The sequence below is a fragment of the Clostridium sp. 1001275B_160808_H3 genome (assembly GCF_015550425.1).
Lineage (GTDB): Bacteria > Bacillota > Clostridia > Clostridiales > Clostridiaceae > Clostridium.
On record NZ_JADNAT010000004.1, the window covers coordinates 82,227 to 103,956 of the forward strand.

A 21,730-nucleotide genomic window follows, 5' to 3' on the forward strand; every position below is an offset into this window, starting at 1 on the left:
ATTAATAAAAATAAGGATAAATATCTAATTAAAACTTTTGAAAAGTAATGCTAAAAGCATTGATTAAAAGAATTAGATAATTAGGAGGAAAAATGTTTAAATCAGGATTTGTAACAATAGTAGGTAGACCCAATGTAGGAAAATCAACTTTATTAAATCATATAATGGGAGAAAAACTATCCATAGTATCAAATAAACCACAAACTACTAGAAATAATATACAAACAATATTAACAGGGAAAGATCATCAATTAGTATTCGTAGATACACCAGGAATACATAAACCTAAGCATAAATTAGGAGAATACATGGTTAACTCAGCAAAAGATTCTATAAAAGAAGTAGATCTTGTATTATTCTTAATAAATCCTGAAGAGGAGATAGGAAGAGGAGATAAATTTATAATAGAGACTTTAAAGAATCAAAAAGCTCCTGTATTTTTAGTAGTAAATAAAATTGATGAATTTACTCAAGAGAGAGTTGCAAAGACTCTTCAAATGTATTCATCAGAATTAGATTTTAAAGAAATAATTCCTATTTCAGCACTTAGAGGGAAGAATGTTGATAAATTAGTTGAGTTAATGATTGAAACAATGCCAGAAGGACCTAAATACTATCCGGATGATATGATAACAGATGTACAAGAGAGGTTTGTTGTATCAGAGATAGTAAGAGAAAAGGCTTTAAGAACATTAAGAGAAGAAATTCCACATGGAATTGCAGTTGATATAATTCAAATGAAACAAAGTCCAAGTGGAACATGGCATATTGAAGTAGATATGCTTTGTGAGAAGGATTCACATAAAGGAATAATTATAGGTAAGAATGGTCAATGCTTAAAGAAAATAGGCGAAAGTGCAAGATATGAGATAGAGAAATTTTTAGGTGCTAAGGTTAATCTGAAAATTTGGGTAAAGGTAAGAAAAGAGTGGAGAGATAATCAAAACCTATTAAAAGAATTAGGATATAAAAAGGTTAAATAAAATAAGGGGATGGTGTTTCTGTCACTACATAAGTTAAATGCAGTAGTAATAAAAACTAAAGAATTTAAAGAAAATGATAAACTAGTATGGTTATATACAAATAAATTGGGAAAAATAACAGCTATAGCAAAAGGATCAAGAAAAAGTAAGAGTAAGCTTTTATCTCTTACTTTACCTCTATGCTATGGGGAATATGTTTTATTTAAAGGAAAAAGTTTATTTAATCTTCAAGAAGGTAAAATAATTAATTCTTTTCAAGGTTTATTAGATAATTTAGATAAATTGACTTATTCATCCTACATATGTGAGTTAATAGATATATGTGTAGAAGAAGGAGAAACTAATGAAGAGTTATTTAGAGATTTTCTAACTTGTATGTATCTACTTAATACAGATGCATTAGATTATGAAATGCTTATTAGATCCTTTGAACTTAAATTATTAAAAGCAACTGGGTATGGGTTAAACTTAGAAAGTTGTATAAGTTGTAGGAAAAAAATATCGGTATCAAATTATATATCTTTATCACATTATGGTGGGGTTTGTGAGGAATGTTCAAGAGAACATGGAATTTATATTTCAAAGCCTGCATATAATGCTATAAGGTTTTTGATGAAGACTCCTATGGATAAAATATATAAATTAAATGTAAATGCAGACGTAAAGAGGGATATAAGTAAGGTCACGACATTTATTATATCTTCAAACTATTCTAAAAAGCCAAAAAGCTTAGAAATGTTAAATTATATAAAGGAGTGAATAAATATGGGAATAACTTTAGAAAAGGTAGATCAAGTTAAAGAGAGAACTGGTGTAAGCTATGCAGAGGCAAAATATGCTCTTGAAGTAAGCAATGGAGATGTACTAGAAGCGATAATATATATTGAAGGAATAAAGGGAATTAAGCCGGATTATATAGAAGATAATCCAGGAAAAGAAAAATATGAAACTATAGATGAACTTAAAAAGTGGTTAAAAGACTTAATAAATAAGGGAAATGTCACTAGAATTAGAGTTAGCAAGGACGGAAAAGAACTTGTAGATGTTCCTGTTAATGCAGGGATAGCAGCAGGGGTAATTGCTATTATTATTCCACCTATATTAGCTTTTGTTGTTATTGCAGCAGTTGTAACGCAAATAACTATAGAAATAACTAAAGCTGATGGTAGTGTTGAAGTTGTTAATAAATATATAAGTAAGGCTGCAAATGAAATAAAGGATGCTGCTACAGATGTTGCTTGTATGGTTAAAGATAAAGTAAGTGAAGTTAAAAATGAAAAATTTAATAAGGCTAGTGACAATAATAATGAGAAAAAGCAATACGATAAAAATAAACAAGTAGATGAAAATGTATTTACATATACTGTAAATTTCGAAGATGAGGACTAAATTGAAGCAAAATTGAGATAAACAGGAGATACAGTAGAATAAAATAAACAGAAAAGGAATATTCAGCTAATATGACTAATTTTTCGGGAAATTAACTATAGTCAAAGTTTTATAAAATGTTATAATTATAGTGTAAATATCACACTAATCAAACAAATCAAAATTATCTGAATATTCCTTGTAAATGCAGAAAGAGGGATAAATTTGAAATTATCACAAAGGCAAGAGGAAATCATAAGGATAGTAAAAGAAGGACAGCCTGTTACAAGTGAATCTTTAGCAGAGCATCTTGGTGTAACTAGAGCAGCGTTAAGAGCAGATTTAGCTATTTTAACAATGATAGGGATACTTGATGCTAGACCTAAGGTTGGTTATGTATATTTAGGAGAGGCACAAAATACTAGAATATTAGAGAATATTTCTAAGGTTTTAGTTGGGGAAATTATGTCTAAACCGGTTACAGTAAGTGAAGAAACTACAGTGTATGATGCAATCGTATTCTTATTCTTAAATGATGTAGGAACATTGTTTGTAGAAAGTAACGGAGTTTTAGTTGGTGCAGTTTCTAGAAAAGATTTCTTGAAAAATGCTATAGGGGGAACCGATATTCATAAAGTTCCTGTTGGAGTTATAATGACTAGAATGCCAAATATCATATGTGGATATGCGGAAGATAGTGCTTATAGCTTAGCAAAGAAAATTATTGAGCATGAGATCGATAGTATCCCAATAGTAGAGAAAATAGAAACAACAGCTAATGAGAAAAGTCAATTTAAAATAATTGGGAAAATATCAAAAACTAACATAACAAAGCTTTTTGTTAAGCTTGGAGAAGGCAATTAAGAGAAGACTATGGGTAATTTATTAGGGTAACTACAGTGCAAAAGTACTGTTAGTATATATATTCAATTTGATTGAACGGAGGAGTATTGAGATGGAGAAAAAGAAGTACGTTTACCTTTTTAGTGAAGGAAATGGTTCAATGAAGAACCTTCTAGGAGGTAAAGGGGCAAATTTATCAGAAATGATTTTACTAGGAATTCCAGTACCACAAGGATTCACAGTTACAACAGAGGCTTGTAATAAATATTACGAGGATGGAAAAATAATATCACAAGAAGTTATTGAAGAAATCCACGAAAAAATTACAGAACTAGAAAAGCTAACAGGAAAAGAGTTTGGTAGTTTAACAAAACCATTATTAGTATCTGTAAGATCAGGTGCAAGAGTATCAATGCCAGGTATGATGGATACAGTATTAAATCTTGGACTAAATGATCAATCAGTAGTTGCAATGGCTGATTTAACTAATAACCCAAGATTTGCATATGATTCATATAGAAGATTCATTCAAATGTTCTCAGATGTTGTTATGGGTATTGAAAAGAGATTATTTGAAAATCTAATAGATGAGATAAAAGAAGAAAAAGGTGTTGAATTTGACACTGATTTAACAGCTGATGACTTAAAGGTATTGGTTGGAAGATATAAAGAGCTTTATAAAAAAGAAATGGGAGAAGAGTTCCCACAAGATCCAAAAACTCAATTAATTGAAGCTATTACAGCAGTATTTAGATCATGGGATAATCCAAGAGCGATAGTTTATAGAAGATTAAACGATATTCCAGGGGAATGGGGTACAGCAGTTAACGTACAAGAAATGGTATTTGGTAATAAAGGAGAAACTTCAGGTACAGGAGTTGTATTCTCAAGAGACCCAGCTACTGGAGAAAACAAAATATATGGTGAGTACTTAATGAACGCACAAGGTGAAGACGTTGTTGCAGGTATAAGAACACCACTTCCAATAGCTAAATTAGAAGAGCAAAATCCAGCAATATATAAACAATTTACTGATATAGTTCATACATTAGAAAATCACTATAGAGACATGCAAGACATGGAAATAACTATAGAAGAAGGAAAGTTATATTTCTTACAAACTAGAAATGGTAAGAGAACAGCTCAAGCAGCTTTAAAGATAGCTGTTGATTTAGTTGAAGAAGGAATGTTAACTAAAGAACAAGCAATATTAAAGGTTGAGCCAAATCAATTAGATTCTTTACTTCACCCAGCTTTCCATACAGAAGATTTAAAGAAAGCTACACCAATTGCAAAAGGACTTCCTGCATCTCCAGGAGCTGCTTGTGGTAAAATAGCTTTCACAGCTGAAGAAGCTAAGGAAAGAAAAGAAAAAGGTGAAAATGTTGTTTTAGTTAGATTAGAAACTTCACCAGAAGATATAGAAGGTATGATAGCAGCAGAAGGTATATTAACTGTTAGAGGTGGTATGACATCTCATGCAGCGGTTGTTGCTAGAGGAATGGGAACTTGCTGTGTTGCAGGTTGTGGAACTTTAAAAGTTGATGAAGAAGCTAAGACTTTAGAGGTTAACGGAAAAGTTTATACTGATAATGATTATATTTCAATAGATGGTTCAACAGGAAATATATATGGAGAAGCTGTTAAGACAGTTACACCAGAAATATCAGGACATTTTGCTACATTCATGGGATGGGCAGATGAAATTAGAAAATTAAAGGTTAGAACTAACGCTGATACTCCAAGAGATACTAAGCAAGCAGTAGAGTTTGGAGCAGAAGGTATAGGTTTATGTAGAACTGAGCATATGTTCTTTGCAGAAGATAGAATAATGGCAGTTAGAGAAATGATTGTTGCTAAGAATGAAGAGCAAAGAAGAAAAGCTCTTGAAAAATTACTTCCAATGCAAAGAGAAGACTTTATTGGAATATATGAAGCTTTAGGTGGAATGCCAGCAACTATAAGATTCTTAGATCCACCACTACATGAATTCTTACCACATAACGATGAAGACATAACATCATTAGCTAAGGAAATGGGATTAACATTTGAAGAGTTAAAATCAACTGTTCAAGAATTACATGAGTTTAATCCTATGATGGGTCATAGAGGATGTAGATTAGCAGTTTCTTATCCAGAAATAGCTGAAATGCAAACTAGAGCTGTAATTGAAGCAGCAATAGAAGTTAAAAACTCAAAAGGCTTTGATATTGTTCCAGAAATAATGATTCCACTTGTTGGAGAAATAAAGGAATTAAAATATGTTAAAGATATAGTTGTTAAGACAGCAAAAGAAGTTATGGCAGAAAAAGGTGTTGAATTAGAGTATAAAGTTGGTACTATGATAGAAATACCAAGAGCTGCATTAACTGCTGATTCAATTGCTAAGGAAGCAGAGTTCTTCTCATTTGGAACAAATGATTTAACTCAAATGACATTTGGATTCTCAAGAGATGATGCTGCTAAATTCTTAAAGGATTACTATGAAAAGAAAATTTACGAACAAGATCCATTTGCTAAGCTAGATCAAACTGGAGTTGGAGAATTAGTTAAGATTGCAGTTGAAAAGGGTAAATCAACTAGACCAAATATTAAACTTGGAATATGTGGAGAACATGGTGGAGATCCATCATCAGTAGAGTTCTGTCATAATATTGGATTAGATTATGTATCATGCTCACCATTTAGAGTTCCATTAGCAAGACTAGCAGCTGCACAAGCACAAGTTAGAAATAAAAGATAATTTATAAAAGAGGAGGTGTTAAACCTCCTCTTTAAAATTTTACATTATAATGTTTTTCAAATGAATTCATAAGCTCATAAATAAATTCTAATTGATTAGCTGTCCTATCTAAACCTTTTTCAAGAAGCTGAATAAAAGCATTTTTATTGCATTTCCTTATATTTTTATAATAATCTCTTGATAATTTCCAAAATTTTTGAGGAAAAGCAATATAGGCTAAGATATATTTTAGGTCTGAACTAGTTAAAGTATTTTCCTCCATATATTTATCAAGAACTTCTAAAGTTAAATTTATTTGCCAATTAGTACTTTCTCTTTTCAATAATCTTCTTAAAAAATATGATATATCTCTAGAACAATAATCCATTTTACACTTATCAAAATCAATAAGAGATATTTTATTGTTGTCTATTAGTATATTTTTATTTACGTAATCTCCATGACAAAGAGATTTTGAAAGTTCATTAGGAATAATTGATGATGATACTTCAAATGAAATTTTGGCAAGTTCTAAGTTTTCATTAATATTTTCTAGGAATATTTTTGAAAATCTATCGTTGTATTTGTGAGCATTATTAATGCTTAATAGTAGTTGGTTAAAATGTTTTGATATAGTTTCGTTATAATTTTCAAAACCTTCTCTTAAGCTACTGCCAGCTATTGGAGAAAAGTTTTTAGAAGCTATATGTAGTTTGCCTAATGTTTTCGATGATAATAAAACATGGTCTAAGTTATCAAAATCACATTTTTCACCCTTAAGCCAAGGTGTCAATATAAATAGCATATCTTTATATTTAACATATCTATTTCCATCAATAGTAGGTAATAATTTAGGAACATTGATTCCATTCCTATAGCACCATTCCATAGCAGAATATACATATAAAAGATTTGCTTCATTATAATAAACTTTTTTCAAACAATAACTTTTGTTATTAAAATCTATTCTATATACAGCCCTTTGTTTTTCTGTATCTTTAAATTTAATACTGAATATAGATGCTTTCTGAAGGTTATAATGAGATAAAATATTATTCTTTATTTCATTAACAGGAAGCAGTTCTTCTCTTAAATCTGATAATAGGTTTTCCATTACTATCTCCTTATATAATTATTCATTATTAAGATATTAGTAAAAAAAGGAAAATATACTTGATATAAAGAAAATATAATTGGTATTAAATATATTATTATAAAATATGTTTAAATAGAGGAAAAAAGAGAAAAATATAGAATATGTAATATAGAGGTGAGATATATGAATGTAAGAGAAAAAATAGAGAATTTCGAAAGGTTGACATTAGTTCCTCATGCTACTTTTAGTACCTCAACTTTAGGAAGAAAAAGAGATGAAAAAAGTGATGCTATAAGAACCTGCTTTATGGTTGATAGAGATAGAATCATTCATAGCAAGTCTTTTAGAAGATTGAAACACAAGACTCAGGTTTATATAAAGACTTTTGGTGATCATTATAGAACAAGGTTAACCCATACATTAGAAGTATCTCAAATTGCAAGAACAATAGGCAGTGGAATTGGCTTAAATGAATATTTGATTGAAGCTATATCATTAGGACATGATTTAGGGCATGTAGCATTTGCACACAATGGTGAAGAAGTATTGAATGAGTTTTTGGAAGGTGGATTCAGACACAATGAACAAAGTGTTAGAGTAGTTGAAAAACTTGAAAAAAACGGCTTAGGATTAAATTTAACAACAGAAGTTATAGATGGAATATTACATCATAGTGGTCTTGATAATGGAAATAATAAAGCTAAAACATTAGAAGGAAGAGTAGTAAAGGTAAGTGATAAAATAGCATATCTAAATCATGATATCGATGATTCGATAAGGGCTGGACTTTTAAGTGAAGATGTATTGCCAAAGGAAGTAATAAAGGTATTAGGTAAAACTCATTCTCAAAGGATTGAAACCTTAGTTACAGACGTAATAGAAAATACTACACAGGCGTTAAATAACAATGAAGTTGATATAAAATTTAGTACTGAGGTTTGGGAGGCTATGACAGAGCTTAGAAGATTTATGTTTAAAAATATTTACTTAGGGGATATTTTAAAAGTAGAGAGAAATAAAGCAAAATTTATTTTAGAAAATATTATAAATTATTACTATACTCATGTGGATGAATTACCAACTATATATAAAGAAATAGCTAAAGAAGAAGGATTAAAAAGAGCAGTTGCAGATTATATAGCTGGAATGAGTGATGATTATTGTTTAAATAAATTTAACTCTCTATTTGTACCAAAATTAGTAATATATTAAATAAATGGGTACAATAAAAAGTGTAGATTTAAAAGGAATTTTGAATTTGATAAAGAATATAAATAAAGAAGATTTAATAAATTTTCATAAAAAATTTCCTTTAAAGAAGGAAATAGAGAAAAAATGTCGAAATGAATATAAGTTGACGAAAATTATTAGTAAGGAGGTGAATCTCCTTGCAGATTTCTGAAGAGATTCTAGAAAAGGTAAAAGAACAAAATGATATAGTAGATGTAATATCTGAGTCGGTTAGACTAAAGCGATCTGGAAGAAACTTTTCAGGACTATGTCCATTTCATAATGAAAAATCACCTTCATTTTCAGTATCACAAGATAAACAAATATATAAATGTTTTGGGTGTGGAGAATCAGGAAATGTAATTACTTTTGTTATGAAAAATAAAAATATGCCTTTTGTTGAAGCAGTTAAGTATTTAGCTGATAGAGTTAATATTACAATAGAAAGTGATAAAGGGAGAATAAGTCCGGCTGCTAAAAAGAGAGAATTACTCTATAAAGTTAATGTTGAAGCAGCAAGGTTCTTTTATTCAAACTTAAGATTAACAAAAGAAGCAAAGGAATATTTTTTAAATAGGGGTATTAAGGAAGAGACAATAAAAAGATTTGGATTAGGATTTGCAAAGGATAGTTGGAATAATTTATTGTTTCATTTAAGAAAGTTAGGTTTTAAAGATGATTTACTGCTTGAAGCTGGATTAATATCAACATCTGAGAGAACAGGCAATAAATATGATAGGTTTAGAAACCGGGTTATATTTCCCGTATTTGATTACAGGGGGAAGGTAATAGGTTTTGGAGGAAGGGTTTTAGATGATTCAAAACCTAAATATTTAAATTCTCCTGAAACCTTGGTCTTTCAAAAAGGAACTAATCTTTATGGACTAAACTTTGCAATAAAAAGCAAGATGCAAGAAAGATATTTCATTATTGTCGAAGGATATATGGACTTAATAACTTTGCATCAGTATGGAATAACAAATGTGGTGGCTTCATTAGGTACAGCTTTAACTACAAATCAAGCAAGATTATTAAGACGGTATGCAGATAAGGTAATAATCTCATATGATGCGGATATAGCAGGGCAAGCAGCAACTATGAGAGGTCTAGATATATTAAAAGAAGCAGGATTTGACGTTAGAGTTTTAAGTATTCCACAGGGAAAAGATCCAGACGAATATGTAAGAAGTAATGGAAAAGATGCATTTATAAAATTAATAAATAATGCTGAAGGCTTAATTGATTATAGGCTTAAGAAGGCAGAAGAAGGGATTAACATTAAAGATAGTAACGATTTAATTAAATATGGAAAAAGAGTTACAGAGATATTAGCAAGTGTTAATTCTATAGAAAAGGATGTTTATATTAAAAAAATATCTGAAAATACAGGTATAAGAGAGCAAACATTATATGATTTATTATCAAAAGAAATGACAAAAAATATAAAAGAAAATAATTTTATGAATAATAAGGAAGAAAATGGAACAAAATTATATTTAGAGCCAGCGTTTATAAAAGCTGAGAGATCTTTAATGAAATTATGTTTAAACGAGGAGTATTTTGATTATATTAGTCAATTAATAAGCCAAGATGAGTTAATTCTTCCAGAACATAAGGAGATTTTTTCTATTATTAAAGAAGCTAAAAAGGGAAATATAAATAATATAATTACTTTTTTAGAATCAAAATGTACAAATGTAAAGACAATCGAAGAAATTGTAAAAATAAAAGAACATCATGTACTAACAGGTAAAGATAATAAAAAATTAATACAGGATTTTATCAAGCAATTGGATAATTATAAATTGAATCAAAAACTAAATGAATTAAAACGCAAGCAAAAAGTATTGGAATCACAGGGGAAAATTGAAGAATCTATACAAATCGCAATTGAATTAAAAAGTGTTAATGATCAGTTAAAGAGAGGTGCAAAGTAGTAGGTGGCAATAACGGAAGGAGGTAACAAAATGGTAGATGAAAAAACAAAAGCTAAACAAGGCAAAAAAGAGAATGAGGACAAAAATAGCAAAATGACTATAGTTAAAAATCTACTAGATAAAGGAAGGAAAAGTGGTACTTTAACATATAAGGAAATAATGGATGAGGTTGAGCATATTGACTTAAGTCCAGAACAAATAGAAAAAATTTATGAAGTGCTAGAATCAATGGGAATTGAAGTTATAGGTGAGCCTAATGGAGCAGATGAAGTTGAAGAAGAATTAGACTTAGACTTAACTATTCCAGAAGGAATTGCAATAGATGACCCAGTAAGAATGTACTTAAAAGAAATTGGAAAAGTTCCTTTATTATCTTCTGAAGAAGAAATAGAATTAGCAAATAGAATAGAACAAGGGGACCAAAGAGCTAAGAAAAAATTAGCTGAAGCAAATTTAAGACTTGTTGTAAGTATTGCTAAAAGATATGTTGGAAGAGGAATGCTATTTTTGGACCTTATACAAGAAGGAAATCTAGGGCTTATAAAAGCAGTAGAAAAGTTCGATTATAGAAAGGGCTTTAAATTTTCTACTTATGCTACATGGTGGATAAGACAGGCAATTACAAGAGCTATTGCTGACCAAGCAAGAACTATTAGAATACCTGTACATATGGTAGAAACTATAAATAAGCTAATAAGAGTTCAAAGACAATTGTTACAAGAACTTGGAAGAGATCCATTCCCAGAAGAAATATCAAAGGTTATGGATTTACCAGTAGATAAAGTAAGAGAAATTCAAAAGATAGCTCAAGAACCAGTATCTCTAGAAACTCCTATAGGTGAGGAAGAAGATTCACATCTTGGAGACTTTATACCAGATGACGATGCTTTAGCACCAGCAGAAGCAGCTGCATTTACAATGCTTAAAGAACAATTAATAAATGTATTAGATACTTTAACTCCTAGAGAGGAGAAAGTATTAAGACTGAGATTTGGGTTAGATGATGGAAGAGCAAGAACTCTAGAAGAAGTTGGTAAAGAGTTTAATGTAACAAGAGAAAGAATAAGACAAATAGAAGCGAAAGCTCTTAGAAAGTTAAGACATCCTTCAAGAAGTAAAAAATTAAAGGATTATTTAGATTAGCACCAAAAGGTGCTAATTTTAATTTAGCAAGGAGAAGAATTATGGAACTAAGCGAAAGATTAAATTTTATAATTAAACACATTGAAAACACATCAGTATTAGCAGATATAGGAACAGATCATGGATATATTCCTTTATATGCACTGAAAAATGGAATTTGTAGTAAAGCAATTGCAGTAGACATAAATAAGGAGCCTTTAGATAAAGCAAGATTAAATGCTATATTAGAAGGCATGGGAGATGAATTAGAGTTTAGGCTAGGTGATGGGCTTAAAGCATTAGAAAAAGATGAAGTTGAAGTAACTGTAATTGCAGGTATGGGTGGGAATTTGATTAGAGATATACTTGAATCACAAATTGAAAAAGTTGACTCTATGAAATACTTAATACTTCAACCAGCACAAAATCCGGAAGTGTTGAGAGAGTATCTTTATAATAATAATTATGAAATAATAAGTGAAGATCTTTGTTTAGATGAAAACATATATTATGAACTTTTTAAGGTAAGACGAAAAGAGGGCGAAGCTACTAGTTTAGATTCAATATATTATGAAGTAAGTCCAAAACTTTTAATGCAAAAACATCCTTTAATGAAGGAATACTTAATTTCAAAAGTTGAAAACTATAAAAGAATTATTAGTTTTATTACAGAAAGTACTGTTAATGCAAGTGAAAGAAGAAAATCTATACAAGAAAAAATAGATGTTATTACTAATATGATTAATTTTCTATAAGGAAGATGCTTATGAAAAACGTTAAAGATATTATTAAGATAATGGAAGATTTTGCTCCTAAAACATTAAAAGAAGATTTTGATAATGTAGGATTAATGGTAGGGGATAAAGAAAAGAAGGTAGAAAAAATACTTTTAGCTTTAGATTGTACCTTAGATGTTATAGAAGAAGCGAAGGAAAAAAAGATAGATTTAATAATAACTCATCATCCTCTTATATTTAGAAAACCTAATAGTATAACTACTGATACTTTAATAGGTAGAAAAATAATAGAACTTATTAAAAATGATATCAGTTTATATTCTAGTCATACTAACCTAGACTCAGCTGAGAAGGGGTTGAATGAAACTATAGTAAATATATTAGGGTATGAATCTAAAGAACTTCTAGAGGTTAATAAGAGGGCTAGAAATAGTAATGAAGGTCTAGGAAGAATTATTAGATTAGAAGATTATATTCAATTGGAAGATTTAATTAAAGATATTAAAGAAAAGTTAAACATAAAATCTTTAAAGGTTGTTAGAGGTAGCGAAAAAGTAAAAAATATTGCAGTTATAAATGGAAGTGGCAGTGACTTTTTTGAAAGAGCATACCAAAAAGGAGCAGATTGCATAATAACTGGTGACACAACTTATCATTATGCATCTGATTATAAAGAAATGGGAGTATCTATAATAGATACAGGTCATTTTTCATCTGAATGGATTGTTTTCTTAGAAGTTATAAACAAAATAAAAGATAAATTACAAGACTTAGAAATATTAATATCTACTAAAAGTGAAGATCCTTACACATTTGTGTAAGGTCTTTTTTTATACACAAAATTTTGAGGTTAAGCATAATATTAATAATAAGAATATTATTGGGAGATGAACTATGAGTAAATCATATTATAAAAAGAAAAACAAATCATGGACAAAAGTATTTCAAGATGGTTTTAAAGATATATGTGATGGTATAGGTAAAAATATTGGAAAGGGTGGAGTCTTTTTTAAAAACTGCGTAAATCCAGGCGCTAGGTTATGTATATTCATACTTATATTATTAACTTTATTACTTTCTGGAATAGGATTTTACTCTTGGGTTATATTAATTATGTTAGTATTAATACTACAATTTGTGTAAATTGTAAAAAATATCATTTGCATTATTAATTAAATTATGTTAAGATAATCTTCGCGAGTAAGACATGCAATCGCTGCTAGACTAGATCTAGGAGAGGAAAGTCGGAGCTCCATAGGGCAGGGTGCTGGATAACGTCCAGTCAAGGCGACTTGAAGGAAAGTGCAACAGAGAGATACCGCCTAAATTTTTAGGTAAGGGTGGAAAGGCGAGGTAAGAGCTCACCAGCATCATGGTGACATGATGGCTATGTAAACCCCACCTGGAGCAAGGTCGAATAGGGAAACAATTAGGAGTTGCCCGCTCCGTTTCCGGGTGTACCGCTTGAGCTTATTGGCAACAATAAGCCTAGATAGATGATTGCTTAATACAGAACTCCGCTTACGGCTTATCTCGTAACATGAAAAACACTAGGTTGATGTCTAGTGTTTTTCTTTTTTTATGCACCATAATGTTTAACAAATATAAGCATAATATCATATTATGTTTATATAGATGAATCCTTCTAGTTATTAAGGAGTTTATCTAATTATGGAGGGAAACTTATGATGAATTTTTGTAGAACTTGTAATGAATTTGCTAGGATACTTGGTGCTAATATTTTAAGTAAAGATAATAATGTCTGTACAGTAACATTTATGAGAAATATAAGAGCAGAAATATTAGGAAGAAGAACACGATCACCATTAGCTTTGTCAGCATTATTTTCTTTTGAGTCTCCAGATAATAATGGTAGAACTCTTAATTTAGGAGAAACAGTTATACTTCAAAGTGAAATAAATGATTTTATATCTGCGTTAAGAGCGAGAGGAATACTAGTAACTGCATTGCATAATCATTGGCTATTTGATAATCCTAGACTTATGTATATTCATTTTGAATCAATAGATAGACCATTGGATTTTGCTAGAAAGGTTGCAGAAGCTTTAAAGGTATTAAGGAGATAGTATAATAGTTTAAACAATTTTTATGAGATATCTATATTTTTAGATATCTCATTTTTAATAAAAATAATAGAGAAAAATAATATTTTTTTATTAAAAAAATATCAAATTACATAGGCTATATTAGGATAAGTGTTAATTCGCTTAAGAGTATTAATGAGTATATTTTTACTAGCATAATATTTATCGTTATTAGAAATATATTAGTTTTTTGTTTAAGCATATTAAAATTGTACACGAGATATGTAAAGGAGAATGATATTTGTGAAAGTAAAGATTGTATGTGATAGGGATAATGAAACAAAAGAAGTGGATTTGCCTATGAATGAAGATATATTATTAAAAATTCAAGGCAGTGTACTTGATAGAGATACAGTAGGATACATAGCAGGAGCAAATGTGAAATATTATGATGAGAATGGTAATGAAATAGAAAATATTTTTCTTTTAAATAGACAGTTGAAAAAGTGAATATTTAGCATATAAATTTAATTTTGACTTGATAAAAATAAATAGCACTTAGGATTGATATCCTAGGTGCTATTTTTAGTTGAACTTTAAGTATCTTAGAATACCAGGTAGAAAGCAGTATGAAAAAAATCTACCTGGAAAATAATTAACTACTTGATATAGATAATAAATCAAAGACAAGTTTTATGTCAATTAGAACTTTAATAAATTAAGAAATTTTAGTTTTAATAATAATAAATTATGGTTATAAAAAGTGCATTTAAATAGTATTAAATAATATATATAAATTATAAAGGAAGGGTACCTAATATTAGAATATAACTCGCAATATTAAATAAGTTAAAGAATATAAAAAGAGGTGAGTTTAATATGGAAAATTTGATAATATTAATTTTTGTTTCTTTATTAGCAGAAAGTGTTTGGGAAACTTTAAAAATGATATGGCAAAATGGTAAATTATCCATAGATAAAATAGGAGCGCTTTGTATAGCTTTAGTAATAACTTTTTCAACTAAATTAGACTTGTTAGAGCTTTTAACTATAAAGTCAAGTATACCATATCTGGGAATAATACTGACTGGAATATTAATAAGCAGAGGATCAAATTTTATACACGATCTTTTAGTTACTATAGGAACAGTAAAGATAAATAAAAATGGAAGCTAGTTTTATATAAGGAATAATATGAAGTTTAATAATTTTTTTGGAGTAGTATCTAGAATTAAATATAGTAACAAATTTAATTATTATATTAAGTGTATTTAAATAATAAAAATATATATTAATAAATTTATATTAAAATTAGATTTTAAGTTTTTTATTTAAGAAATAATTTTTTTAATTTAGTTAATACTATAAATAACTAATAAAATCTTACGAAGGAGGAATTATTATGGGACAAAATAATAATGTAAAAGAAAAGAATAATAGTAGCATCTTGGGATGGATTGGAAGATTAATATTAGTAGCAGTTATTTTAGGAATAACATCATTTTTAACTCCTGGATTTAGTATTCATGGATTATGGTCTTATTTATTAGCAGCAGTTGTTATAACTGTGTTAGATTATTTAGTAGAGGCATTTATGGGTGTAGATGCATCTCCATTTGGAAAAGGAGTAAAAGGGTTTGTAATTGCAGCTGTGATTTTATATTTAGCACAATTTTTGGTACCAAATATGAGAGTATCAATAATTGGAGCGTTAATAGCTGCAGTAGTAATAGGAGTATTAGATGCTATATTCCCATCAAGAGTTATGTAGATTTAATTAGTTTAATTATTATAAAATTCTAAAGTAATAGAACTCTCTAAGTGAGAGTTCTATTACTTTAGAAGTATACTAACTTAAAAGTGCGTACTTGATTTGTAAAAGTATATTTCTTATACTAAATATAGATTAAACTTATAAAGAAAGGTGATTAGAGATGAAGGATTTATTTACACCCTATAAGATAATGGGTTTAGAATTAAAAAATAGAATAGTTATGCCACCAATGTGTCAATACTCAGTTGAAAAGAAAGATGGAATAGCAACAGAATGGCATTATATGCATTATGTAAGCAGAGCAATAGGTGGAACTGGTTTAATAATAGTAGAAATGACAGATGTTGAACCAGATGGACGTATTACAGATTATGATTTAGGATTATGGTGCGATGAGCAAATAGAACCATTAAAGAGAATTATAGATGAATGTCATAAATACGGAGCAAAGGTTGCAGTTCAAATTGCTCATGCTGGAAGAAAAGCAGAAGATGCTGAAATCCCTGTAGCACCTTCACCAATACCATTTGATGATACTTGTAAAACTCCAAGGGAATTATCTACAGAGGAAGTAAAGGAAATGGTAGAAAAGTTTAGACTAGCTGTTAGACGTGCTGTTAAAGCTGGATTTGATGCTATAGAAATTCATGGAGCACATGGGTACTTAATACATCAATTCCATTCTCCATTAACAAATAAAAGAAATGATGAATATGGAAAAGATTTAACAAAGTTTGGTTCAGAAGTTATAAAAGCAGCTAAAAGTGAAATGCCAGAAAACATGCCTCTAATAATGCGTATTTCAGGAAGAGAGTATGTTGAAGGTGGATATGGAATAGAAACAGGAATAGAACTTGCAAGAGCATATCAAAAAGCAGGAGCAGATATGTTCCATATAAGTGCAGGTGGAGAAGGTCCAATAGCAGCAGCAGGAAGACCAGGTACTCATGCAGCTTATCAAGTTCCATATGCAAGAGCCATAAAAGAAGCGTTAAACGCAGAAGTAATTGCAGTTGGAAAGTTAGACGAGCCAGATCTTGCAAATGCTGTAATAGGTAATGAAGAAGCAGATCTTGTAGCAGTTGGAAGAGCTATGTTTAGAAATCCATATTGGGCATTGCAAGCAGCAGTTAAACTAAATAAGAAAACTGATTTACCTAAACAATATGAGTTAGGCTTTCCAAGAAGCATTCAAAATAAATAAGGAGAATGATATGAGAGATTTAAAATATCCAGCTATTTATAAGCATTTTAAAAATAATTATTATGCCGTTATGGGAATTAGTAATATTCAAGAAGATAAAAATATTCTTAATGATAGTGAGATACTTCAAGCTTTTCATACCGAATTAAATTCAACGATAGATATTTATAAAAAAGGAAATTTATATTTTCACTTAGAAAATTACTCAAAAGAATTGGTATTATATAAAGCACTTTATGATGATAAGGGAATATATGCAAGACCTATTGAAATGTTTTTAAGTGAAGTAGATAGAAAAAAATATCCAAATGTAGATCAAGAGTATAGATTTGAATTATTTAGATATTAATTAAAAATAGCTGATAGTACTTGTAATAAGATTACTATCAGCTATTTTTTGTTACAAACTCAAATATTTATGTATATTTTTATCTGTCTCTAGTATATGTACTTTTATCCAGTTAGAAACAACATCTAGTATATTATTAATATACTGTTTTTGAGCGATATCTATTGAATAAATATCAAAAGAATTAATTTGTTCTATAAATGAATCATGAGCAAATTTATGAGATAAAAATTTGGAATACCCATTTTTTAGCATAAATTCTTCCTCAGTTTTAAAATGATAAATAGTATAATCTTTTAGTTGCTCTAAAATTGCTATTATCTTATCATATTTATCATCGTCATGATTCTTAAGTAATAGTTCATAGCAATTATCAAGGATATCGAATAATTCTTTATGTTGACTATCGATAACCTCTATGTTTACAGAAAAATTTTCGGACCAAGATCCCATATTATTATACCCCCCAGTATAATATATATGATTCAATTTTAAAATGATATAAAGTTTAATTTTAAATTATAAAAAATTATAGCATTTAAATAGTGTGCAAAATTGAAACATATATTTTATTTTTTATGTTAATCATTTAAGTGTATACTAAATGTTTAGTAAAAGTTTATAATATTAGTATAGCTTAAATAATTTACAAATTTATTATAATATGTGCAAATTAAATACACAATGATAAAAGAAGAACATAACAAAGAAGTTATAAATTAGGATAAATTAGTAATATATAATAAATTTTTATATAATTTAATTTAAAATATGGATTTGATATACATAATATAAAATATAGTAATAATTTACTATATAGAAAATATATCTATAGTAGATAATTAAATTATTATGAAAGAAGTAAAAAGTAATAAGAGAATATAGTAACTTTACTGAAAAATTAATTAACTAATTGACTCTTCTATTTTATGGGTATATATTATGGATATGGTAATAAAATTAGGTATAGAAATAAATTATAAATCCTTCAAATTTAGTATTAAAGATGAAGAGTAAGAAATCGAATATAGTTTAATAAAATATTTAAAAAGTTTAAGTTTTAGGAGTGAAACTATGGAAATTTTAAAGGTATCAATTGGAGAATTTAATGGAAGAGCTGTTGAAAGCTATAATCTAAGGAACTCAAAAGGATTTGGCATAAATGTATTGAATTATGGAGCGATATTAACTGATTTATTGGTGCCAGATAAAAATGGAGTAATAGAAAATGTAGTTTTAAAATATCAAGATTTAAATAAGTATGAGGAAAATCCTTCATATTATGGAGCTTTAATAGGTAGGACTGCTGGAAGAATAGCAAATGGAAAAGTTCATCTAAATGACAACGTTTTATACTTTAATAAAAATTATGGAGTAAATCAAGGGCATGGAGGAAATATAGGATTTAGTAAGAAGTTTTTTGAAATTGAAACATATGCAAATGAAAATGAAGCATATGTTGAACTTTATTACTTAAGTCCATCTGGTGAAGAAGGGTATCCAGGAAATTTAAATTTAACTGTAAGATATACTATTACAGAAAATAATGAATTTAAAATATCATATAAAGCAAAAAGTGATGCAGATACGCTAGTTAATTTAACAAATCACAGCTATTTTAATTTAAGTGGAAATTGCAAGGAAGATATACTAAGTCATTATTTATATATAGATAGTGATTTCTTAATTGAGCTTAATAAAAATTCAGTTCCAACTGGAGAAATTATAAATATTGAAGGAACTCCATTTGACTTTACAAACCCTAAGACAATAGGAAGAGATATAGAAGATGATGATTATCAACTTGAAATTGGACAAGGATACGATCATCCATGGGTTTTAAATGGAGGAGATGATATAAAGCTTAGATTATATCATAAAGCATCTGGTAGACAAATGGACGTTTATACAAATCAAAATAGTGTAGTGCTATATTCACTTAACTTCCCTGACAATGAGCTTTTAGATTGTGGGAAAAAGCCAGGTAGAAGAGGTGCATTGGCTATAGAAACTCAATGTCCACCTATAGGAGAAGATAATACTTTTGCTAAATACTCTATTTTAAGAAAAGGTGAAGAATATAATAAAGAAACAATATATAAATTCTCTATTATATAAACTGTAATATATAATAAGATAAAAGGCAGTACTATTAAAGTATTGTCTTTTTTTATAAAGAGAAATATTTGGTATTAAGAAAAAAATAATTTAATCTATAGTGGTTTACTTAATTTTTTTAGTTATATTTTTGTTAAATATCATTTTTTCTAAAGTTACTATATAAAATATAAGTATATAACTGTGGGAGAGGTATTTATATGCAAAAGAGATTAGCTTATGATATATTTATTGGTTTACTATCGCTAATGAGTGCAATAATGATAATATTAGATCTTATGTATAAGCTTCCAATTAGTGTAATAGAAACCTTTTATTATATAAATTTAATAATTTGCTGTATATTTTTTATAGATTATGTATTAAGATTAGTTTTATCTATGAATAAGACTAAGTTTATAGTTAATAATTTCATAGATTTAATTTCTATAATACCTATTATTGGAGTAGGTAAATTTATTTATGCTTTAAATATAGGAGGAGCCATAGACTTAAAATTATTATTAAAGTTATTAAAAGTTATAATGTTGATAATTCTAATAATTAAGTTTAAAAATAAAATAAGGGAATCTATAAGATTAAATAAGTTTAATCATATGTTAATTCTAACAACTATTATAATAGTACTGGCAGCTGTAATTATTTCCTTATTAGAAAATATGAGTTTTGCTGATGCTATTTGGTGGAGCTTTGTTACATTTACAACTGTTGGATATGGGGATGTTTTGCTTACAACCAATTTAGGTAGAGTAGTTGCAATTTTTTTAATGGTTTTTGGAATTGGGTTTATAGGGGTAACGACAAGTACCATAGCTGCCTATATAATAAATAATGATGGAAAAAAGAAGAGAAAAAAAGATTTTAAGACTGAAACTATAGATTTTATTAAATACAAAATAGATAACCTAGATTCTTTATCTGACTCTGAACTTGATAATATATATAAAACATTAAAGACTTTAAAATCAGATAAAAAGAACTAATTAGAATAACATTTATAAGGAGAAAAAGATATATGAAAAAAACTAACAAATTAATTAGTATAGTAGCAGTAATATTACTATTTGTAACAATCTGCATCTATTTAAGTTATATATATTTATTTAAATATATAAAAAATATTGAAATAAACTCAGTTATATCAAGAGAAGAAGTAAGTAAAGAAGAAAATATATTAAATGAGTTTATAAGCAAAAAGTTAATGAGTGAATTAGGTGGTATATACACTAATTATAATAATATTTCTACAGAAGGAGATTTAACTAAAGGCCATGATATTTTATCTGAATCTCAAGGACTTATATTAAATTATTATTTATATAAAAATAATAAAGATGAGTTTTATGATTCATTTAAATACATAAAGGAAAATATGTTTTTAAAAAATGGACTTATTAGTTGGAGAATAGAAAATAATAAAAGTTCAGAAGTATCTGCAACTATAGATGATTTAAGAATAGCAAGAGCATTAATAATTGGAGCAGAGGAGTTTGACAATTTAAAATATAGATATTATGGAATAAAAATATCAAATGGAATTTATAAAAATTTAATTCAAGAAAATAGATTAATAGATTTTCATGATGGATATGGGAAAAGTAATGTAACTACACTATGCTATTTAGATTTATATGCATTAAAGTTATTTTCTTTATTTGATGATAAATGGAATGATGTGTACAATAAATCAATTCAGATTATAAATGAGGGATATATAAGCGATAAATTACCTCTATATAGAAAGTACTATGATGGTAATGTAGAAAGTTTTGATAATGAAGAAAATATCGATACTTTACTATCAATTTTAGTTATTCTTAATAAGGCTGAGGCTAATGAAGATATAAGTAAAAGTGTTGCTTGGATTAAAGAAAGATTGAAGTATATTGGTTATATATCAACATCTTATAATGTAAATACTATGGATGAAAGCAGAATAGAATCTACATCAATTTATGCAAATATAGCGCAAATAGCAAAAGTTATAAATGATGAAGAACTTTATGATATGGCAATTAACAAAATGAAAAATTTTCAAGTAATAAATGAAAAAAGTAATATATATGGAGCATTTGGTAATGAACAAACAGAAGATGTTTATTCTTATGATAATTTAAATGCTTTATTAGCATTTAGAAGAAAATTTAATAAATAAAAAGTAAAAAAATTTTAATTATAAATCCATAATATTATTTAATTTTC

The 21,730-nt window shown here is 28.1% G+C and carries 22 protein-coding genes and 1 other RNA gene; 21 read left to right on the forward strand and 2 right to left on the reverse strand.

Going from position 1 to position 21,730, the window contains the following annotated elements:
- Positions 1 to 92 precede the first annotated feature (92 nt).
- The 5 genes from era (at position 93) to ppdK (ending at position 5,937) form a co-directional block, all read left to right on the forward strand.
- A complete protein-coding gene (era, locus tag I2A75_RS04460) occupies positions 93 to 983 on the forward strand; it encodes a GTPase Era (RefSeq protein WP_195263272.1) in 891 nt (296 codons plus the stop codon).
- Positions 984 to 992: 9 nt separating this feature from the next.
- Positions 993 to 1,742, forward strand: coding sequence for a DNA repair protein RecO (recO, locus tag I2A75_RS04465; RefSeq protein ID WP_195263273.1), 750 nt, complete (start codon positions 993 to 995; stop codon positions 1,740 to 1,742).
- Positions 1,743 to 1,748: 6 nt separating this feature from the next.
- Positions 1,749 to 2,372 (forward strand): DUF4342 domain-containing protein, encoded by a 624-nt coding sequence (locus I2A75_RS04470; RefSeq protein ID WP_195263274.1) that lies wholly within the window; start codon positions 1,749 to 1,751, stop codon positions 2,370 to 2,372.
- Positions 2,373 to 2,576: 204 nt separating this feature from the next.
- On the forward strand, positions 2,577 to 3,215 hold the full coding sequence (locus I2A75_RS04475; RefSeq protein WP_195263275.1) for a helix-turn-helix transcriptional regulator: 639 nt from the start codon (positions 2,577 to 2,579) through the stop codon (positions 3,213 to 3,215).
- Between the two features lie 91 nt (positions 3,216 to 3,306).
- Entirely contained in the window at positions 3,307 to 5,937 is a 2,631-nt protein-coding gene (gene ppdK, locus I2A75_RS04480; RefSeq protein WP_195263276.1) for a pyruvate, phosphate dikinase, read from the forward strand.
- A 31-nt stretch (positions 5,938 to 5,968) separates the two neighbouring features.
- On the opposite strand, the gene I2A75_RS04485 is transcribed toward ppdK, so the two are convergent.
- The gene (locus I2A75_RS04485) at positions 5,969 to 7,030 is read right to left on the reverse strand and encodes a CotS family spore coat protein (RefSeq protein ID WP_195263277.1); all 1,062 of its coding nucleotides are present in this window, start codon (positions 7,028 to 7,030) and stop codon (positions 5,969 to 5,971) included.
- A 165-nt stretch (positions 7,031 to 7,195) separates the two neighbouring features.
- On the opposite strand from I2A75_RS04485, the gene I2A75_RS04490 reads away from it, so the two are divergent.
- From I2A75_RS04490 to I2A75_RS04550, 13 genes are all read left to right on the forward strand, one after another.
- Positions 7,196 to 8,224, forward strand: coding sequence for a deoxyguanosinetriphosphate triphosphohydrolase (locus tag I2A75_RS04490; protein WP_195263278.1), 1,029 nt, complete (start codon positions 7,196 to 7,198; stop codon positions 8,222 to 8,224).
- Between the two features lie 176 nt (positions 8,225 to 8,400).
- Complete coding sequence (gene dnaG, locus I2A75_RS04495; protein ID WP_195263279.1) at positions 8,401 to 10,179, forward strand: DNA primase; 1,779 nt, start codon at positions 8,401 to 8,403, stop codon at positions 10,177 to 10,179.
- Between the two features lie 30 nt (positions 10,180 to 10,209).
- Positions 10,210 to 11,322 (forward strand): RNA polymerase sigma factor RpoD, encoded by a 1,113-nt coding sequence (gene rpoD / locus I2A75_RS04500; RefSeq protein WP_195263280.1) that lies wholly within the window; start codon positions 10,210 to 10,212, stop codon positions 11,320 to 11,322.
- A 41-nt stretch (positions 11,323 to 11,363) separates the two neighbouring features.
- The gene (locus I2A75_RS04505) at positions 11,364 to 12,056 is read left to right on the forward strand and encodes a class I SAM-dependent methyltransferase (RefSeq protein ID WP_195263281.1); all 693 of its coding nucleotides are present in this window, start codon (positions 11,364 to 11,366) and stop codon (positions 12,054 to 12,056) included.
- Between the two features lie 11 nt (positions 12,057 to 12,067).
- Entirely contained in the window at positions 12,068 to 12,859 is a 792-nt protein-coding gene (locus tag I2A75_RS04510) for a Nif3-like dinuclear metal center hexameric protein (RefSeq protein WP_195263282.1), read from the forward strand.
- A gap of 73 nt (positions 12,860 to 12,932) precedes the next feature.
- The gene (locus I2A75_RS04515) at positions 12,933 to 13,181 is read left to right on the forward strand and encodes a hypothetical protein (protein ID WP_195263283.1); all 249 of its coding nucleotides are present in this window, start codon (positions 12,933 to 12,935) and stop codon (positions 13,179 to 13,181) included.
- 54 nt (positions 13,182 to 13,235) lie between these two features.
- Positions 13,236 to 13,578: RNase P RNA component class A (gene rnpB, locus I2A75_RS04520), an RNA gene on the forward strand.
- 145 nt (positions 13,579 to 13,723) lie between these two features.
- Positions 13,724 to 14,125 carry a DUF1259 domain-containing protein gene (locus tag I2A75_RS04525; protein ID WP_195263284.1) on the forward strand — a complete coding sequence of 134 codons (402 nt, stop codon included), beginning with the start codon at positions 13,724 to 13,726 and terminating at the stop codon, positions 14,123 to 14,125.
- A gap of 261 nt (positions 14,126 to 14,386) precedes the next feature.
- Entirely contained in the window at positions 14,387 to 14,593 is a 207-nt protein-coding gene (locus I2A75_RS04530) for a hypothetical protein (protein ID WP_195263285.1), read from the forward strand.
- A 369-nt stretch (positions 14,594 to 14,962) separates the two neighbouring features.
- Positions 14,963 to 15,259, forward strand: coding sequence for a hypothetical protein (locus tag I2A75_RS04535; protein ID WP_195263286.1), 297 nt, complete (start codon positions 14,963 to 14,965; stop codon positions 15,257 to 15,259).
- Between the two features lie 226 nt (positions 15,260 to 15,485).
- On the forward strand, positions 15,486 to 15,854 hold the full coding sequence (locus I2A75_RS04540) for a phage holin family protein (protein WP_195263287.1): 369 nt from the start codon (positions 15,486 to 15,488) through the stop codon (positions 15,852 to 15,854).
- A 163-nt stretch (positions 15,855 to 16,017) separates the two neighbouring features.
- A complete protein-coding gene (locus tag I2A75_RS04545) occupies positions 16,018 to 17,061 on the forward strand; it encodes an NADH:flavin oxidoreductase/NADH oxidase (RefSeq protein ID WP_195263288.1) in 1,044 nt (347 codons plus the stop codon).
- A gap of 10 nt (positions 17,062 to 17,071) precedes the next feature.
- The gene (locus I2A75_RS04550) at positions 17,072 to 17,410 is read left to right on the forward strand and encodes a DUF1653 domain-containing protein (protein ID WP_195263289.1); all 339 of its coding nucleotides are present in this window, start codon (positions 17,072 to 17,074) and stop codon (positions 17,408 to 17,410) included.
- A gap of 51 nt (positions 17,411 to 17,461) precedes the next feature.
- Here I2A75_RS04550 and I2A75_RS04555 read toward each other — a convergent pair whose 3' ends face one another.
- Positions 17,462 to 17,863, reverse strand: a complete 402-nt coding sequence (locus I2A75_RS04555; protein ID WP_195263290.1) for a bacteriohemerythrin — start codon at positions 17,861 to 17,863, stop codon at positions 17,462 to 17,464.
- 621 nt (positions 17,864 to 18,484) lie between these two features.
- Here I2A75_RS04555 and I2A75_RS04560 point away from each other — a divergent pair.
- The 3 genes from I2A75_RS04560 (at position 18,485) to I2A75_RS04570 (ending at position 21,683) form a co-directional block, all read left to right on the forward strand.
- Complete coding sequence (locus I2A75_RS04560; protein ID WP_195263291.1) at positions 18,485 to 19,528, forward strand: aldose epimerase family protein; 1,044 nt, start codon at positions 18,485 to 18,487, stop codon at positions 19,526 to 19,528.
- Positions 19,529 to 19,728: 200 nt separating this feature from the next.
- On the forward strand, positions 19,729 to 20,511 hold the full coding sequence (locus I2A75_RS04565) for a potassium channel family protein (protein ID WP_195263292.1): 783 nt from the start codon (positions 19,729 to 19,731) through the stop codon (positions 20,509 to 20,511).
- Between the two features lie 32 nt (positions 20,512 to 20,543).
- Positions 20,544 to 21,683, forward strand: a complete 1,140-nt coding sequence (locus tag I2A75_RS04570) for a glycosyl hydrolase family 8 (protein WP_195263293.1) — start codon at positions 20,544 to 20,546, stop codon at positions 21,681 to 21,683.
- The last annotated feature ends 47 nt before the right edge of the window (positions 21,684 to 21,730 follow it).

Coding starts and splice junctions, on each gene's coding strand:
- era (WP_195263272.1), top strand. CDS start 93: ATGTTTAAATCAGGATTTGTAACAATAGTAGGTAGACCCAATGTAGGA.
- recO (WP_195263273.1), top strand. CDS start 993: ATGGTGTTTCTGTCACTACATAAGTTAAATGCAGTAGTAATAAAAACT.
- I2A75_RS04470 (WP_195263274.1), top strand. CDS start 1,749: ATGGGAATAACTTTAGAAAAGGTAGATCAAGTTAAAGAGAGAACTGGT.
- ppdK (WP_195263276.1), top strand. CDS start 3,307: ATGGAGAAAAAGAAGTACGTTTACCTTTTTAGTGAAGGAAATGGTTCA.
- I2A75_RS04485 (WP_195263277.1), bottom strand. CDS start 7,030: ATGGAAAACCTATTATCAGATTTAAGAGAAGAACTGCTTCCTGTTAAT.
- I2A75_RS04490 (WP_195263278.1), top strand. CDS start 7,196: ATGAATGTAAGAGAAAAAATAGAGAATTTCGAAAGGTTGACATTAGTT.
- rpoD (WP_195263280.1), top strand. CDS start 10,210: ATGGTAGATGAAAAAACAAAAGCTAAACAAGGCAAAAAAGAGAATGAG.
- I2A75_RS04505 (WP_195263281.1), top strand. CDS start 11,364: ATGGAACTAAGCGAAAGATTAAATTTTATAATTAAACACATTGAAAAC.
- I2A75_RS04510 (WP_195263282.1), top strand. CDS start 12,068: ATGAAAAACGTTAAAGATATTATTAAGATAATGGAAGATTTTGCTCCT.
- I2A75_RS04515 (WP_195263283.1), top strand. CDS start 12,933: ATGAGTAAATCATATTATAAAAAGAAAAACAAATCATGGACAAAAGTA.
- I2A75_RS04525 (WP_195263284.1), top strand. CDS start 13,724: ATGATGAATTTTTGTAGAACTTGTAATGAATTTGCTAGGATACTTGGT.
- I2A75_RS04535 (WP_195263286.1), top strand. CDS start 14,963: ATGGAAAATTTGATAATATTAATTTTTGTTTCTTTATTAGCAGAAAGT.
- I2A75_RS04540 (WP_195263287.1), top strand. CDS start 15,486: ATGGGACAAAATAATAATGTAAAAGAAAAGAATAATAGTAGCATCTTG.
- I2A75_RS04545 (WP_195263288.1), top strand. CDS start 16,018: ATGAAGGATTTATTTACACCCTATAAGATAATGGGTTTAGAATTAAAA.
- I2A75_RS04550 (WP_195263289.1), top strand. CDS start 17,072: ATGAGAGATTTAAAATATCCAGCTATTTATAAGCATTTTAAAAATAAT.
- I2A75_RS04555 (WP_195263290.1), bottom strand. CDS start 17,863: ATGGGATCTTGGTCCGAAAATTTTTCTGTAAACATAGAGGTTATCGAT.
- I2A75_RS04560 (WP_195263291.1), top strand. CDS start 18,485: ATGGAAATTTTAAAGGTATCAATTGGAGAATTTAATGGAAGAGCTGTT.
- I2A75_RS04565 (WP_195263292.1), top strand. CDS start 19,729: ATGCAAAAGAGATTAGCTTATGATATATTTATTGGTTTACTATCGCTA.
- I2A75_RS04570 (WP_195263293.1), top strand. CDS start 20,544: ATGAAAAAAACTAACAAATTAATTAGTATAGTAGCAGTAATATTACTA.